The 16,094-nt window shown below is 65.9% G+C and carries 13 protein-coding genes and 2 tRNA genes; 10 read left to right on the top strand and 5 right to left on the bottom strand.

Translation table 11 applies throughout. The features are described from left to right. Window positions 1–116: 116 nt before the first annotated feature. From QZ755_RS03815 to QZ755_RS03805, 3 genes are all read right to left on the bottom strand, one after another. The gene (locus tag QZ755_RS03815; protein ID WP_200909333.1) at window positions 117–272 is read right to left on the bottom strand and encodes a hypothetical protein; all 156 of its coding nucleotides are present in this window, start codon (window positions 270–272) and stop codon (window positions 117–119) included. A gap of 157 nt (window positions 273–429) precedes the next feature. Then, window positions 430–1,620: a zinc-dependent alcohol dehydrogenase gene (locus tag QZ755_RS03810; protein ID WP_294319907.1), complete on the bottom strand. Its 1,191-nt coding sequence runs from the start codon at window positions 1,618–1,620 to the stop codon at window positions 430–432. Between the two features lie 15 nt (window positions 1,621–1,635). Next, on the bottom strand, window positions 1,636–2,214 hold the full coding sequence (locus QZ755_RS03805; RefSeq protein ID WP_294319905.1) for an SRPBCC family protein: 579 nt from the start codon (window positions 2,212–2,214) through the stop codon (window positions 1,636–1,638). A gap of 184 nt (window positions 2,215–2,398) precedes the next feature. On the opposite strand from QZ755_RS03805, the gene cysS reads away from it, so the two are divergent. From cysS to QZ755_RS03790, 3 genes are all read left to right on the top strand, one after another. After that, complete coding sequence (gene cysS / locus QZ755_RS03800; RefSeq protein ID WP_294319903.1) at window positions 2,399–3,838, top strand: cysteine--tRNA ligase; 1,440 nt, start codon at window positions 2,399–2,401, stop codon at window positions 3,836–3,838. 161 nt (window positions 3,839–3,999) lie between these two features. Then, window positions 4,000–4,440: a TM2 domain-containing protein gene (locus QZ755_RS03795; protein ID WP_294319901.1), complete on the top strand. Its 441-nt coding sequence runs from the start codon at window positions 4,000–4,002 to the stop codon at window positions 4,438–4,440. A 98-nt stretch (window positions 4,441–4,538) separates the two neighbouring features. Beyond that, window positions 4,539–5,912: a class II 3-deoxy-7-phosphoheptulonate synthase gene (locus QZ755_RS03790; protein WP_294319899.1), complete on the top strand. Its 1,374-nt coding sequence runs from the start codon at window positions 4,539–4,541 to the stop codon at window positions 5,910–5,912. Window positions 5,913–5,956: 44 nt separating this feature from the next. Here the strand turns inward: QZ755_RS03790 and paoC are convergent, their stop codons facing one another. Both paoC and mutL read right to left on the bottom strand, forming a co-directional pair. Further along, on the bottom strand, window positions 5,957–8,134 hold the full coding sequence (gene paoC / locus QZ755_RS03785; RefSeq protein WP_294319897.1) for an aldehyde oxidoreductase molybdenum-binding subunit PaoC: 2,178 nt from the start codon (window positions 8,132–8,134) through the stop codon (window positions 5,957–5,959). Between the two features lie 13 nt (window positions 8,135–8,147). Next, window positions 8,148–9,914: a DNA mismatch repair endonuclease MutL gene (gene mutL / locus QZ755_RS03780; protein WP_294319895.1), complete on the bottom strand. Its 1,767-nt coding sequence runs from the start codon at window positions 9,912–9,914 to the stop codon at window positions 8,148–8,150. 140 nt (window positions 9,915–10,054) lie between these two features. On the opposite strand from mutL, the gene QZ755_RS03775 reads away from it, so the two are divergent. From QZ755_RS03775 to QZ755_RS03745, 7 genes are all read left to right on the top strand, one after another. Continuing rightward, window positions 10,055–11,095 carry a rod shape-determining protein gene (locus QZ755_RS03775; protein ID WP_055756338.1) on the top strand — a complete coding sequence of 347 codons (1,041 nt, stop codon included), beginning with the start codon at window positions 10,055–10,057 and terminating at the stop codon, window positions 11,093–11,095. A gap of 26 nt (window positions 11,096–11,121) precedes the next feature. After that, the gene (gene mreC / locus QZ755_RS03770) at window positions 11,122–12,021 is read left to right on the top strand and encodes a rod shape-determining protein MreC (protein ID WP_294319893.1); all 900 of its coding nucleotides are present in this window, start codon (window positions 11,122–11,124) and stop codon (window positions 12,019–12,021) included. Next, the gene (mreD, locus tag QZ755_RS03765; RefSeq protein WP_294319891.1) at window positions 12,018–12,518 is read left to right on the top strand and encodes a rod shape-determining protein MreD; all 501 of its coding nucleotides are present in this window, start codon (window positions 12,018–12,020) and stop codon (window positions 12,516–12,518) included. Before mreC ends, mreD begins: the two co-directional genes overlap by 4 nt. Then, window positions 12,515–14,551 carry a penicillin-binding protein 2 gene (gene mrdA / locus QZ755_RS03760; RefSeq protein ID WP_294319889.1) on the top strand — a complete coding sequence of 679 codons (2,037 nt, stop codon included), beginning with the start codon at window positions 12,515–12,517 and terminating at the stop codon, window positions 14,549–14,551. The genes mreD and mrdA overlap by 4 nt, the downstream gene beginning before the upstream one ends. Beyond that, window positions 14,548–15,684: a rod shape-determining protein RodA gene (gene rodA / locus QZ755_RS03755; RefSeq protein ID WP_294319888.1), complete on the top strand. Its 1,137-nt coding sequence runs from the start codon at window positions 14,548–14,550 to the stop codon at window positions 15,682–15,684. Before mrdA ends, rodA begins: the two co-directional genes overlap by 4 nt. 112 nt (window positions 15,685–15,796) lie before the next feature. Next, window positions 15,797–15,872 (top strand) — tRNA-Lys (locus QZ755_RS03750). 14 nt (window positions 15,873–15,886) lie between these two features. After that, window positions 15,887–15,962 (top strand) — tRNA-Lys (locus QZ755_RS03745). Window positions 15,963–16,094 lie beyond the last annotated feature (132 nt).

Genomic DNA, 16,094 nt, shown 5'->3' with positions numbered 1-16,094 from the left:
TCGGTCCTTCGATACGGATGCCGTGCGGACGGCAGGGGACGGCCGCCGGCGCGACGATCACGCCGGCGAGAGATGGTCGATGATGGTCGAGGGCGCGCGAGGGCTTCGCGCGGTTGTCAGCCGAGGCGACCGAGACGATGGTAGAGGTTGGAGAATTTCGACGAGCGCGGTTCTTCCGCAATCTGCCGGACATAGGCGCCGACGGCTTCCTTCAGCAGGCCGAAATCTTCGGTCGAGAAAACGGCGCGGCTGCGTGGCGGCTCATTGGTCATGCTTCACACCCTTTCACAGGCGGCGAACCGTTCGCCACCGATGCAGGTAGTGAACATGACAGACCGACTGGCGTAAACGCGCCGAACGCCCGGAACGGTGTCGCGGCGTCATCGCGAACCGGTCCAGGCGTTGTCGGATTGTCAGGACTTTACAACCTCAGGAAACGCTACGCTCCCAGTCGGGTTTCAGCACGACCTTGGTGCAGCTGTTCTGTTCGTCATGGAATTTCCGATACCCCTCCGGCGCATTCTCCAGCGCCATCCGGTCGGAAATCAGGAAGGTCGTATCGATCTTGTCCTCCATGATCGCGCTGAGCAATCCGGGCAGATAGCGCTGGACATGGGTCTGCCCGGTCTTGAGCGTCAGCCCCTTTTCCATGATCGATCCGAACGGAAATTTATCGATCAGCCCGCCATACACGCCGGGGACGGATACGCGCCCGCCCTTGCGACACGCAACGATCGCCTGCCTGAGCGCGTGCGGACGGTCGGTGCCGAGGAAGGTCGATGCCTTGATCTGATCGACGATGTTGTCGACGAACATGCCATGACTTTCGAGGCCGACGCTATCGATCACCGCATCGGGGCCGATCCCCCCGGTCATCGTCATCAGCGCGTCGTAAATATCGGTTTCCTCGAAATTGAGGACCTCGGCTCCCAACCCCTTGGCCAGCGCCAGTCGGTGCGGGAAGTGATCGATCGCAATCACCCGGTGCGCACCCATCAGCAGTGCCGACTGGATCGCGAACAGCCCGACCGGGCCGCAGCCCCACACCGCGACGATATCGCCGTCCTCGATATCGGCATTCTCCGCCGCCATCCACCCGGTCGGCAGGATGTCGGACAGGAACAGCACCTTCTCATCCTCGACGCCATCGGGGATCACGATCGGGCCGACGTCGCTGAACGGCACGCGGACATATTCCGCCTGTCCGCCCGGATAGCCGCCGGTCATGTGGCTATAGCCGAACAGCGCCGATCCGACCTGTCCCCATAATTCCTGGGCGATGTCCTGATTGTCGGCGGGATTGCCATTGTCGCAGCCCGAATATTGCTGCTTCGAGCAATGGTAGCAGCTGCCACAGGCGATGACGAAGGGCACGACGACCCGCTGCCCCTTCTTCAACGTCGACTTCGGACCGGTCTCGACCACCTCGCCCATGAACTCATGACCGAGGATGTCGCCCGCCTTCATGGTGGGGATATAGCCGTCATACAGATGCAGGTCCGACCCGCAGATCGCGGTCGACGTGATCTTGATGATCGCATCGCGCGGATTGATGATCTCGGGATCGGGAACGGTATCGACGCGGACGTCGTGCTTGCCGTGCCAGGTAAGTGCGCGCATCGCCGGCTCCTTGCTTTAAGACTTGGGTTCGCGGTTGGGTGGTGTCGTCGTCGCGATCTCGCCGGTTTCCATCAGCTGCTTGAAACGGCGCAGGTCGCGCCGTGCCTGGATCGCCGGTTCCTGCTGCGTCACCTTTGCCACCAGTTTGCCGACGATGCCGGCGGGCGGGGAATAGGCGATCATCGCGGTCACCACCGTTCCCCTCAGGGGGCCGGCATCGGTGAAGGACACCCAGCCGCTGTTCGGCACGTCGGCCTGTTCGGCGCGCCAGCCGACGCGCCGGTCCGGCACATCCTCGGTCACGACGGCGTCCCATTCATAGCTGCCATTGGGACCGGCAACCCGCCAGCGCGAGCGTTCGCGGTCCAGCACCTCGATCGCTTCGACGTTCAGCATGAAGCTGGCGAGGTTCCCGAAATCGCGCCAATAGGCATAGAGTTCGGACGCCGGACGATTGATTGTAACCGCGACGCCCGATACCGATGGTTCGCCCTCCGGCGCCGCGTGGCCGCGTTCCTGTCGATCTTTTGACGCAAAGGCGGGTCCGTCGTCCCGCTCGATATCGCCGGGCAGTTCGGCTTGGGCCATGGCCATGCTCTCCCGTCTGCCGGACCAGCGGTCCGACTGATTGATCCATGATAAGCTATTGATCGAACGATGTTTTTTGTTCGATGCGACCCCAACCTACGGGTCCGCCTGCTGTTCCATGTCCATCAATGCTTTTCCGGACGAGTGCCCCGGATTTGCAGACGGACCGCATCGCGCTACACGCGCAACCATGTACGGTGCCCCGCTCACGCTCCATAATTCGCTGACGCGCAGCCTTCAGCGTTTCGAACCGCTCGACCCCGCCAAGGGCGTCCGCGTCTATTCCTGCGGGCCGACGGTCTATAACTATGCCCATATCGGTAACCTGCGCGCCTATGTGTTCACCGATACGCTGAGCCGCGTGTTGCGATGGAAGGGCTATCCGCTCACCCATGTCATCAACATCACCGATGTCGGGCACCTGACCTCCGACGCAGATGCCGGCGACGACAAGATGGAGGCAGCGGCCCGGACACGCGCGCAATCGATCTGGGACATCGCGGCGCATTACACCGCAGCGTTCAAGGGCAATCTGCGCGACCTGCACATCGACGATCCCACGCGCTGGTCGGTCGCGACCGATCATATCGCGGAGATGATCGCCTTTGCCGAACGGATCGCGCCCGAACATTGCTACGAAATCGACAGCGGCCTGTATTTCGACAGCTCGACCGTGCCGCATTACGGTGCGCTGGCCGGCGGGCAGGACGATGCCGGCGAAGGCCGCATCGATCCCGTGGCGGGCAAGCGCCACCCGCAGGACTTCGCGATCTGGCGCAGGACGTCGGCGGGCGAGAGCCGGCAGATGGAATGGGATTCACCGTGGGGCAAGGGTGCGCCGGGCTGGCATCTCGAATGCTCAGTGATGAGTATCAAATATCTGGGCGCCCCGTTCGACATTCATACCGGCGGGATCGACCACCGCGAAATCCACCACCCGAACGAAATTGCCCAGAACCAGGCCTATTGCGGTTGTGCGGACAGCGGAGCGGCTTTCTGGATGCACAACAACTTCCTGGTCGAACGGTCGGGCAAGATGTCGAAGTCGAAGGGGGAGTTCACCACGCTCCAAACGCTGATCGACGGCGGCGTGCATCCCCTCGCCTATCGCCTGATGTGCCTGTCGGCGCAGTATCGATCAGAACTGGAGTTTTCGGCGGACAATCTGCTGGCGGCACTGACCCGGCTGAAGCGGCTGGTGATGACCGTCGCCGGATTGCGCGCCCGCGCGACCGGCGAAGGCGATGCGGCCAAGGCTGCCGCCTATCGCGAACGGCTCGACGCGGCGGTGTCGGACGATCTGAACACGCCGCGCGCCCTGCCGGTGCTGGATGACCTGTTGGCGGACAAGAAACTGACGCCCGCCGACCGCCTGGCGGCGCTGGCCGATTTCGATGCGGTGCTGGGCCTCGGCCTCGCCACGATCGACCGCGCCGACCTGCGCGTTCGCCCCGCCTCCGCCACGATCGACATGGCGACGATCGAGGCACGGCTGGCGGATCGCAAGCAAGCACGCGCCGCGAAGGATTTTGCCGCCAGCGACGCGATCCGGGATGAATTGACCGCGGCGGGGGTCGAGGTGATGGACGGCGACCCGCTGGGCTGGGACTGGCGCCCGACACTCGGATAACCTTCTTCTCTCCCTTGGCAAGGTAGGGGAGCGTTCGATGTCGGCCGGGCACATTTGCCATGCCTCCACCAGTCCGTGCCAAAGGGGGCCTGCACAGCTAACCCCTTGCTCCCGCCCCCGCTTCGCCTTCATATCCTGCCCGCGAATCATCGGGGGTCGATATGCGGGGACAGGTGCTGGGCGTTGATCGGAACGGACGCGAAGGGCGGATCGCCGGCGACGATGGGCAGCGTTACTGGTTCGAACCCGATGACTGGTCCGATCGCGTCGGACCGGCAGTCGGCGCGCAGGTCGATTTCGAGGTGTCGAACGGCCGCGCGCTGCGCATCTATCACGTACCGGGTACCGTCGCGCCGCGCCCGTCGGCCGACCCGGCGCGCCGCCGCCCGCGCAAGGACAAGGTAGCGGCCGCGCTGCTTGCCTTCTTCCTCGGCATCTTCGGTGTCCACCGCTTCTATCTGGGCAAGGTCGGTTCGGGCATTGCCATGCTGGCGCTGACCTGCACCCTGATCGGCATCTTCGTTACCAGCATCTGGTCGCTGATCGATTTCATCCGCTATCTCGTCATGGACAATGACGAGTTCCAGCATCGCTATGGCTGATCGAAGTAGTCGATCGGAGCGATGAACCTTTCCTTCATTGCGCGAACGGTCCGTTTCGCGCATGGGAATTGCCCGAACCGACTTGGATGGAATCTGACATGGCCGCAATCTGGGCCCCCGACAGCTGGAAAAAAGCCGAAGCACGCCAGCTCCCGGCTTATCCCGACGCACAGGCGCTCGATGCGACGACCGCACAGCTCGCCAGCTATCCGCCGCTCGTCTTTGCCGGCGAAGCCCGCAACCTGACCGCCGAACTGTCGCAGGTGGCGGAGGGGAAGGCATTCCTGCTGCAGGGCGGCGATTGCGCCGAGAGCTTTGCGGAATTCCATCCCAACTATATCCGCGACACCTTCCGCGTCATCCTGCAGATGGCGGTGGTGCTGACCTTTGCGTCGAAGCTGCCGACGGTAAAGGTCGGCCGCATGGCGGGCCAGTTCGCCAAGCCGCGCTCGGCCGACACCGAAGTCGTCGATGGCGTCGAACTGCCCAGCTATCGCGGCGACAACATCAACGACATCGCCTTCACGGCCGAAGGCCGCGTGCCCGACCCGCAGCGGATGATCCGCGCCTATTCGCAGGCGGCAGCGACGCTCAACCTGCTGCGCGCCTTCGCGACTGGTGGCTATGCGAACCTGCATCAGGTCCATCGCTGGACCCACGACTTCATGGGTCGGTCGCCATGGGCAAAGAAGTACGCCGACGTCGCCGACCGCATCGGGGAAGCGCTCGACTTCATGGCGGCCTGCGGCATCGACGCCGACAGCGTGCCGCAGCTGAAGGCGACCAGCTTCTATACCAGCCACGAAGCGCTGCTGCTCCCCTACGAACAGGCGCTCACGCGGCAGGACTCGCTGACGGGCGACTGGTACGATACCTCGGCCCATTTCCTGTGGATCGGCGACCGCACCCGCTTCGACGGATCGGCGCATGTCGAATTCCTGCGCGGCATCGGCAATCCGATCGGCATCAAATGCGGCCCGACGCTGGAACCGGACGCGCTGCTGCGGATGCTCGACACGCTCAACCCGAACCGGGTTGCCGGACGCATGACACTCATCACCCGCTACGGCCACGACAAGATCGAGGCGGGTCTGCCGAAGCTGGTCCGCGCCGTCCAGCGCGAGGGGCATAAGGTGGTGTGGTCGTGCGACCCGATGCACGGCAACACGGTCAAGGCGACGACCGGCTACAAAACGCGGCCGTTCGACCGCATCCTCGCCGAAGTGCGCGGCTTCTTCGCGGTCCACCGCGCCGAGGGCAGCCATGCCGGCGGCATCCATGCCGAAATGACCGGACAGAACGTCACCGAATGCACCGGTGGCGCGATCGCGGTCACCGAACAGGCGCTGGCCGACCGCTATCACACCCACTGCGACCCGCGCCTCAATGCCGGGCAGAGCCTCGAACTGGCATTTCTGCTGGCCGAGATGCTGAACGACGAAATGGCGGAGCGCCGCAAGGACGCGGCCTGACGCACCCCGTCATCCCGGCATGGGCCGGGATGACGGATGCGGGGTTACGCCAGTCCTGCCAGCAGCTTGTCGACGGTGATCGGATACTCGCGAACCCGCACCCCACACGCGTTATACACCGCGTTTGCGATCGCCGCGCCGACACCGCAAATGCCCAGTTCGCCGACCCCCTTCGCCTTCATCGGCGACGAATAAGGGTCTTCCTCGTCGAGGAACACTACCTCCTGGTGCGGAATGTCGGCATGGGTCGGCACATGATATTCGGCAAGGTCGTGGTTGATGAATCCGCCCAGCCGCGGATCGACCACCAGTTCCTCGGTCAGCGCCGCGCCGACGCCCATCGTCATCGCGCCCAGTATCTGGCTGCGCGCCGCCTTTGGGTTCAGGATACGGCCGGCGGCGAACACCCCCAGCATCCGGCGCACGCGAACTTCCGCCGTGTCGGCATCGACACCGACCTCGACGAAATGCGCGCCGAACGTCGCCTGCACGAACTTCTTGGTCAGATCGCCGAATTCGATCCGGTCCTCGACCTCGATCCCCGCGCCGCCCGCCGCTTCGCCCAGCGCGACCGACTTGTTCCCCGACCGCACCCGCCCATCGGCAAAGCGCGCCGTCGCCGGATCGAATCCGGCTGCCTCGGCGATCCGGTCCCGCAGGCCAACGCACGCCGCGTAGACCCCGGCGGTGGAACTGTTCGCACCGAACTGCCCGCCCGAACCCGCCGACACGGGAAAACCTGATTCGCCCAACCTTACGCCGACCTGATCCAGTTCGACGCCCAGCATCTCCGCGGCGGTCTGCGCCAGGATCGTGTAGCTGCCGGTGCCGATGTCGGTCATGTCGGTCGTCACCGTCACCCGCCCGTCGCCGGCAACGCCGACCCGCGCCGCCGACTTCAGCACCATATTACCGCGATAGGCCGCGGCCATGCCCATACCCACCAGCCAGCGCCCGTCCCGCCGCTGCCCCGGCACCGGGTTACGCGCGCTCCAGCCGAAGCGATCGGCCCCTTCGCGCAGGCATCCGATCAGGTCGCGATGCGAAAAGTGCCGCTCGGGTTTTTCCGGATCGACCTGCGTATCGTTCAGCACCCGCAGCTCGACCGGATCGAGGTTCAGCTTATCGGCCAGTTCGTCCATCGCCGCCTCGATCGCCATCATACCGACCGCTTCGCCTGGGGCACGCATCGCGCTCGATTCGGGCAAATTCAGCTCGGCCAGCCATTCGACCACCTGGCGGTTTGGCGCGGCGTAGAGCTGCCGGGTCTGCGCGCCCGCCCCCTCCGGGCTGCCGCCGGGCAGGTCGCCCGACCAGCTTTCATGGGCGATCGCCTGCAACCGGCCGTCGCTCGACGCGCCCAACCGCAGCCGCTGGATCGTCGCCGACCGGTGCGTCGTATTGTTGAAGATCTGCGGTCGCGTCAGCACGACCTTGACCGGCCGCCCGACCTGTCGCGCGGCGATGGCGGCCAGCACCGCATCGGCGCGGACCCACAGCTTGCCGCCAAAACCGCCACCGACATGATGCGCGACGATCCGCACCTTTTCCCTCGGCATGTTCAGGATTTTCGCCATGTCGCGCACGGCCCAGTCGACCATCTGGTTCGCGGTCCACAACGTCAGCGCGTCGCCGTCCCACGCCGCGATCGATGCATAGGGTTCCATCATCGCATGGGCATGGTCGGGTGTGCGGTAGGTCGCATCGACCTGTACCGCCGCGTCCGCAAACGCGCGGTCGAAATCGCCATGCCCGTTCGATCGGAACGGCTTGTCCGCCCCACGCCCGGCAGCCTCGGCCAGATCGAACGCGCCGTCGGCGGGATCATATTCGATCCGCACCAACCGGGCAGCGGCCCGCGCGGCCTCGAAGCTGTCCGCCACGACCAGCGCCGCCGCCTGCCCCAACTGATCGACCTGCGGCCCCGCGAGCATCGGCACCTTGTGATCGTCACCGATACCCAGCGGCCCGGCATTTTCGTGCGTCACCACCGTCAGCACGCCGGGCGCAGCCATTGCTTCCGCCGCGTCGATCGACACGATCCGCCCGGTAGCGATGGTCGTGCCGACGACGACGCCATGGACCTGCCCCGGCTGCGCGAACTCGGCGGCATAGGTCGCGCGTCCACTGACCTTCAGCGGCCCTTCGACCCGGTCGGTCGGGCGGCCCAGCACGCACAGGGTGTCGGTCGGATTGGCGCCGGCGGCTTCGGTAAATTTCATCTGCGCTGTTTCCTCATTTCCGGCCGAACAACTTTTCGATGTCGCCATGCGCCAGCTTGATCCAGGTCGGGCGACCATGGTTGCACTGTCCCGAATGCGGCGTCACTTCCATCTCGCGTAGCAGCGCGTTCATCTCGACCACCGACAACACCCGGCCGGCGCGAACCGATCCATGGCAGGCCATCGTCGCCGCGACATGATCGATCCGTTCCTTGAGCGACAGTGCGGCATCATGTGCGCGGATTTCATCGGAGAGGTCGGTAACCAGGCCGATGACGTCGCCCTGCCCGAGCATCGCGGGGGTGGCGCGGACCAGCATCGCGCGCGGACCGAATCGCTCCAATTCCAATCCGAACTCGGCCAGTTCCATCGCCTTGTCCTCCAGCGCGTCGCACGCGACCTCGTCCAGCTCGACGACTTCGGGAATGAGCAGCGCCTGCCGCGCGACCCCGCCGGCCGCCATCGCCGCGCGCATCCGCTCCAGCACGAGCCGTTCATGCGCGGCGTGCTGGTCGACCAGCACCAGCCCGTCCTCCGCCTCCGCGACAATGTAGGTCCGTGCGACCTGCCCGCGTGCCGCGCCTAGCGGAAACTGCGTAGAAGTCGGCGGCGGTTCGGCGGCAACTTCGGCACGGGCCTGGGGAGGTGGCGCGAAGAATGTCGGGCGCTTGTCGTGAAACGCGAAGCCCGTCGACACGCTCTGCTCCGCCAGCGGCGGCAACGACGCGGCAGGGGCCGCGACAGGCTCGGTCGTCCACGCCACCATCGCGTCAGCGGCGGGCCGTTGCACCGCGCGAAAGCCCGCTTCGTCCAGCGCACGGCGCAGCCCGCCGACGATCAGCCCGCGCGCTGCCGCCGGGTCACGGAACCGCACCTCGGTCTTGGCCGGATGGACATTGACGTCGATCAGGTCGGGATCGACGTCGAGGAACAGCGCGACGACGGCATGGCGGTCGCGCGCTAGCATCTCGGCATAGGCGCCGCGCACCGCGCCCGACAACAAGCGGTCCTTTACCGGCCGGCCGTTGACGAACAGATATTGGTGGTCCGCCACGCCACGGTGGAAGGTCGGAAGGCCGGCGACGCCGCCCAGCCGCATCCCTTCACGCTCCCAGTCCAGCCCGACCGAGTTGATCGCCAGCGCGCGATCGGTCAGCGCCGCGACCCGCTCCGGCCGCGATTCGCCCGCCTGCACGCCCAGCACCCGCCGCCCGTCATGCTCCATCGTGAAGGCGATATCCGGCCGCGCCATGGCCAGCCGCCGCACCTGATCGACACAGGCGGCAAATTCGGACCGGGGCGATCGCAGGAACTTGCGACGCGCCGGCACGCGGGCGAACAGCCCCTCGACCCGGATGCGCGTTCCCGGCGGGACGGCGGCGGGGCGGTCCTCGACCACCTCGCCATTGTCGACGGTGCGCAGCCATCCCTCCGCTCCCGCCGGCCGGCTTTCGATCGACAGGCTGGCGACGCTGGCGATCGACGGCAACGCTTCGCCGCGAAAACCCAACGTCGTGACCGCCTCGATCCGGTCGTCGGGCAATTTGGACGTCGCGTGCCGTTCCAGCGCCAGCGCCATCTCGGCCGGTCCCATGCCGCAGCCATCGTCGCTAACCTCGATCAGATCGATGCCCCCGCCTGCCAGACGGACGAGGATACGGGTGGCGCCTGCGTCGATGGCGTTCTCGACCAGTTCTTTCAGCGCGGAAGCGGGGCGTTCCACCACTTCTCCCGCTGCGATGCGGTTGACTAGATGCTCGGGGAGACGGCGTATTGACATGGGGGTCGCTCTAGCCCAAGCGGCGCCATCCCGCGACCCGCTTCCGCCGTCTGGCAACCGACTGGAACCCCGGTCGGACGGGTCGAGGTACAAGCTGCGAACCGCCGCGTGGGGCAACGCGGACAAGGACGGAAGTATCGATGGCCTTCTCGCGTTTCTTCAAGTTCATGTCGCATGATATGGCGATCGACCTCGGCACCGCCAATACGGTGGTGTATCTGCGGGGTCGCGGTGTCGTGCTGAACGAACCGTCGGTCGTGGCGGTAGAGACGCTGAACGGCGTGAAGCGGGTGAAGGCGGTCGGCGACGACGCCAAGCTGATGATGGGCAAGACGCCCGGTTCGATCGAGGCGATTCGCCCGATGCGCGACGGGGTCATCGCCGACCTCGACGTCGCCGAACAGATGATCAAGCACTTCATCCAGAAGGTACATGGCCAGCGCCGCTTCATCCGCTGGCCGCAGATCGTGATCTGCGTGCCGTCGGGTTCCACCAGCGTCGAACGCCGCGCGATCCGCGACGCCGCATCGAACGCCGGTGCGTCGCAGGTGTGGCTGATCGAGGAGCCGATGGCCGCCGCGATCGGCGCCGACATGCCGGTGACCGAACCGATCGGGTCGATGGTCGTCGATATCGGCGGCGGCACGACCGAGGTCGCGGTCCTCTCGCTGCGCGGCCTCGCCTATTCGACTTCGGTCCGCGTCGGCGGCGACAAGATGGACGAAGCCATCGTCAGCTATGTCCGCCGCAACCACAATCTGCTGATCGGCGAAGCCACTGCCGAGCGCATCAAGCAGGAAGTAGGCACCGCCAAGCCGCCGGCCGACGGCATCGGTACCCTGATCTACGTCAAGGGTCGCGACCTCGTGAACGGGGTGCCCAAGGAAATCCAGATCAATCAGGGCCAGATTGCCGAGGCGCTGTCCGAACCGGTTGCTGCGATCGTCGAGGGTGTTCGCATTGCGCTGGAAAACACCGCCCCCGAACTCGCCGCCGATATCGTCGACCAAGGCATCGTCCTGACCGGCGGCGGCGCGTTGTTGCAGGGCATCGACGAAGTGCTGCGTGACGAAACCGGCCTGCCGGTAACGGTCGCCGAGGACCCGCTGACCTGCGTGGCGCTCGGCACCGGTCGCGCGCTCGAGGACCCGATCTACAAGGGCGTCCTGCTCGCCGTCTGACACGTCTGACATAGGGGTCCGGGGGCATGGCGCCGCCACGCAACCACCGTCCGGGTTTCTCCCGACGGGCGCAATATACGGTGTTCGCCGGCTATGTGCTGGCAGCCAGCGGCGCGCTCGTCGGGGCGATCCTGCTGCTGATCTCGATTATCGATCCGCGTGCCTTCGCCGCGCTGCGCGGGGCAGTGCGGGAGGCGACGACGCCGATCTCTTCGGGCGCGGACTGGGTATGGGACGGTGTCGCATCGGTTCCGAAGGGTATCGGCGATTATTTCGGCGCGGTGTCGGAAAACCGCCGGCTGCGCGCCCGTGAGGAAGCGACCCGTCGCTACCTCATGCAGGCACGGCTGCTGAACCGCGAAAACGCGCGATTGCGGACGTTGCTGACGCTGCGCGATCGTTCCGCCGCGCCGGTCACGACCGCGCGCCTGGTCAACAGTTCGGCCAGCAGCACGCGGCGCTTCGCCACGCTGAACGCCGGTTCGGGACAGGGCGTTCTGCGCGGACAACCGGTGCGCGGACCCAACGGCCTGATCGGTCGCGTGATCGAGACCAGCCCCAATACCGCCAGTGTCCTGCTGATCATCGACCCCGAAAGCATTGTGCCGGTGCGCCGCACTCGCGACGGATTGTCGGCGATCGTCGTCGGCCTGGGCAATGGCATGGTCGAGGTGCGCGCCGCCGGGATCGCCAACGCGCCACTACTGGCCGGCGATGTCTTTGTCACCTCCGGCACCGGCGGCATCTATCCGCCGGGCGTGCCGGTCGCCCGCGTGGCGCGCAGCCAGCGCGACGTGGCCCCCGCGCGCGTCTTTGCCGAACCGGACGGGCTGGACTTCGCGCTGGTCGAACGCGCCTTCCTTCCCGCCCCGGTCCCCCGCCCGACCCCCAGCGCAACGCCGACGCCCAAGCCCGACGCCGAATGAAGCTGCTCGGTCCCGACGACGACCGGTCCGAACGCGCCCTGACGCGCAAGGCGGTCGCAAGCATCCTTGCCGGATCGCTCGTCACGCTGCTGCCGGTCGTGGCGACGGTGCCGTTCCTGCCGCCGTTCGGCTTGCTGATGTTCCTTGGCTGGCGGCTGCTGCGCCCTGGCGCACTGCCCGTCTGGGCGGCGGCACCGCTTGGCCTGTTCGACGATCTCGTCAGTGGCCAACCGCTGGGCAGCGCGGTGCTGTTGTGGCAGCTTTGCTCGTTGATGCTCGATCTGGTCGATACCCGCCTCGTCACGCGTGATTTCTGGCAGGACTGGCTGCTGGCCGGGGGGGCGATCGCCGTCTGCCTGGTCGCGGGCCGTGCCTTTGCCACCAGCCTGTCGGCGCATGTCGATACCGTGCTATTGTTCCAGATCGTCGTATCGGTAGCGTTGTTCCCGGCCGCCACACGGCTATGTACGGCACTTGGTGGTAGCGAGGATGAATGAGCAGGATCGTCACCGAGGCCGCACAGGCATTCAGCTTTTCCCGGCGGGCGATGGTGCTTGGCGGGGCGCAGGTGGCGGTCGGCGTGGTGCTGGCCGGACGGATGGCATGGCTGTCGGTTGCCGAGAACGAGCGCTATAACGTCCTTGCCGAAAGCAATCGCGTCAACCTGACCATGATCCCGCCGCGGCGCGGGTGGATCATCGATCGTCACGGTGCGCCGATCGCCAATAACCGGACGGATTTCCGCGTCGACCTGATCCCCGACCGCATGGAGGACGGCGACCGGGTGCTGGGCGAACTGCGCCAGCTGCTCGCACTGACGCCGGAGGACATGGCGCGCATCCAGACCGATCTGAAGCGGGCGGGCAAGTTCACGCCGGTACAGGTCGCTGAGAATCTCGATTGGGAGCGCTTCGCCGCGGTCAGCGTCCGCCTGCCCGAACTGCCCGGCGTGCAACCCACGCGCGGCTTCTCGCGCAGCTACCCGCCGGGCGCCTCCGTCGCACACCTGACCGGCTATGTCGGCGCGGCGACCGCCGAACAGTTCAAGGAAACGCGCGACCCCTTGATGGTCACACCGGGCTTCAAGCTTGGCAAGGACGGCCTTGAAAAGACACTTGAATCGCAACTGCGCGGCACCGCCGGCGCCAAGCGGGTTGAGGTCACCGCGCGGGGCCAGATCGTCCGTGAACTCGATACCCGTCCCGACAAGCAGGGGCGTAACGTCCGGCTGACCATCGACCTCGGGCTACAGGAATTTGCTGCCCGCCGCCTTGGTCCGAACTCCGGATCGGCGGTGGTGATGGATGCCGTCACCGGCGATGTGCTGGCGATGGTGTCGATGCCCGCCTACGACCCGAACAGTTTTTCGGACGGCATCGGCCGGCTGGAATGGAAGATGCTGTCGGGCGACGATCACATCCCGCTGATGAACAAGACGCTGCAGGGGCTGTATCCGCCGGGATCGACGGTGAAGCCGATGCACGGCCTTGCGATTCTGAAGGCCGGGATCGACCCGCATCGCCGGGTCAACTGCACCGGCGTATTGCAGGTCGGCACCGGCCGCTTCCACTGTCACAAGCGCGGCGGCCACGGTCCGCTCGACATGGTCGGCGCGGTGGCACAAAGCTGCGACATATATTTCTACACCATGGCTCGCGAACTGGGGTACGACTCGTTCGCGACGACCGTGCGCGAAATGGGGCTGGGCCAGAAATTCGACCTGCCGTTCCAGTCGCAACGCTATGGCACCGTGCCAGATAGCGCGTGGAAGCTACGAAAATATAAGCAAAAATGGACCGTCGCCGATTCGGTCAACGCTTCGATCGGTCAGGGGTATGTGTTGACCAACCCGTTGCAGTTGGCGGTCATGGCGGCGCGGTTGGCGCAGGGTCGGCAGGTCGTACCGCGCCTGCTACTCGACACGCCGCACAAGCCCGCTCCGTCGATGGGCATCGATCCCGAGATGCTGGCAACCGTTCACAAGGCGACCTGGGCGGTGGTCAATGGCGGCGGCACCGGGGGGCGCTCGCGATTTCAGGGGCTGCCGGCGGGCATCGAACTGGCCGGCAAGACCGGCACCGCGCAGGTCCGCCGGATTACCATGGCCGAACGTCGCACCGGCGTGCTGGGCGACGGCGCCGTCCCCTTCCGGATGCGCGACCATTCGCTCTTTATCGGCTATGCGCCCGCCGCCGCGCCACGCTATGCCGTGTCGGTCGTGCTGGAGCATTCCGGGCATATCTACACCGCAGCACCGATCGCCAGCGACATCCTGTCGTGGTTGTTCGACCGGGACAAGGCGATGGCCCGCCTCGAACCGCTGGAGCGCGAGTGGGGTGGCGACGTGCAAACGCGGATGAATGCCCAGTGGAAGGCGTTCGAGGCGGAACAGACCGCCCCGGTCACGACCGTTCCGGCAACACCCGCCGATGTCGAAGGCGCGACCAGCGACGTTGTCGACACCGCGTCCAACCAGAGCGAACCCGATACCGCGGTCGCTCAATCCAACGTAACCGAACGGACCGAATGAAGCGCATCAACCAGACGACCTCGCACGGGCTGGGCTTCGTACCGGCGCCGCTGGCGAAGCTGCCGTGGCGCGTCCTGTTCCTGTTGATCGCGATCGGCGGGTTCGGGCTGGTGGTCCTGTTCTCGGCCGCTGGTGGCAGCGTACAGCCATGGGCATCGCGACAGGGCATGGCGTTTGCCATCTTCCTGCTCGCCGCCATCGGCATCTCGCGCATCCGCATGAGCTTCTGGCAGGGGATCGCCCTGCCCGCCTATGCCGTCATCACCGTCATGCTCGTGCTGGTCGAACTGGTCGGCGCGGTGAAGGGTGGGTCGCAGCGCTGGCTGGACCTCGGTTTCATCCGGGTACAGCCGTCGGAATTCATGAAGCCGGCGATCGTGCTGGCCCTCGCCCGCTTCTACGATTTGTTGCCCGCAGGCGAGATACGGCGGTTCGGGGCGGTATGGCCGGCGGCCGCGATGCTGGGCGTGCCGGTGGTGCTGGTGATGCTCCAGCCTGATCTGGGCACGGCACTGATGATCACGGCGGGCGGCCTGACCGTGATGTTCCTTGCCGGCCTGCCGCTGCGCCTGTTCATCGGCGGCGCGCTGGGCGTCGCCATCGCCGCGCCGCTCGCCTTCAACTTCCTGCTGCACGAATATCAGCGGAACCGCGTGCTGATCTTCCTCAACCCCGAAAGCGATCCGCTGGGCACCGGCTATCACATCAGCCAGTCGAAGATCGCAATCGGATCGGGCGGCATCCTTGGCAAGGGGTTCCTGAACGGCACGCAGAGCCATCTCGATTACCTGCCGGAGGGGCATACCGACTTCGTGTTCGCGACCATGGCAGAAGAATGGGGCCTGATCGGCGGCATCTTCCTGATTACCGCGTTCATCCTGCTCGTCCGCTGGGGCGTGGGTGTCGGCGTGCGGGCGGAAGGGCGTTTCTCGAAGCTGGTCGCCGGAGGCCTTGCGACCACCATCTTCTTCTATGTCGCGATCAACCTTGGCATGGTCATGGGGTTGGCGCCGGTCGTCGGCATCCCCCTCCCATTGGTCAGCTACGGCGGATCGGCGCAGATGACGGTGCTGGGCTGTATCGGTATCCTGATGGCGATCGACCGGGAAAACCGCGACCGGGTCCGCTTCTGACGCTTTTTTTGCGGGATTTTAAAATTAGGGTTTGCGCGGCGCCAAAGGTTCGCTAAAGGCGCCGCTCCAACGGCGGATCGGCCAGCCCGGCCCGCCCCATCGCCCAGGCGACGGACGCATAGCTCAGTTGGTAGAGCAGCTGACTCTTAATCAGCGGGTCCTTGGTTCGAGCCCAAGTGCGTCCACCACCTGTCCAGCGTATGGACGCATAGCTCAGTTGGTAGAGCAGCTGACTCTTAATCAGCGGGTCCTTGGTTCGAGCCCAAGTGCGTCCACCACCCTTCCCCATTCCGATGTTGATGGCTGGCCATGAGTACGGCATCGCGCGCGCTTCCCGCTACCGCGAGCCTGGCGCCGAGAAGGCCTGCGACCGCAAGCTATCATATCGTGCCGCCCGTGGAAGGTTGCAG

The sequence above is a fragment of the uncultured Sphingomonas sp. genome (assembly GCF_913776855.1).
GTDB lineage: Bacteria > Pseudomonadota > Alphaproteobacteria > Sphingomonadales > Sphingomonadaceae > Sphingomonas.
This window is presented reverse-complemented; position numbering and strand designations above follow the sequence as displayed.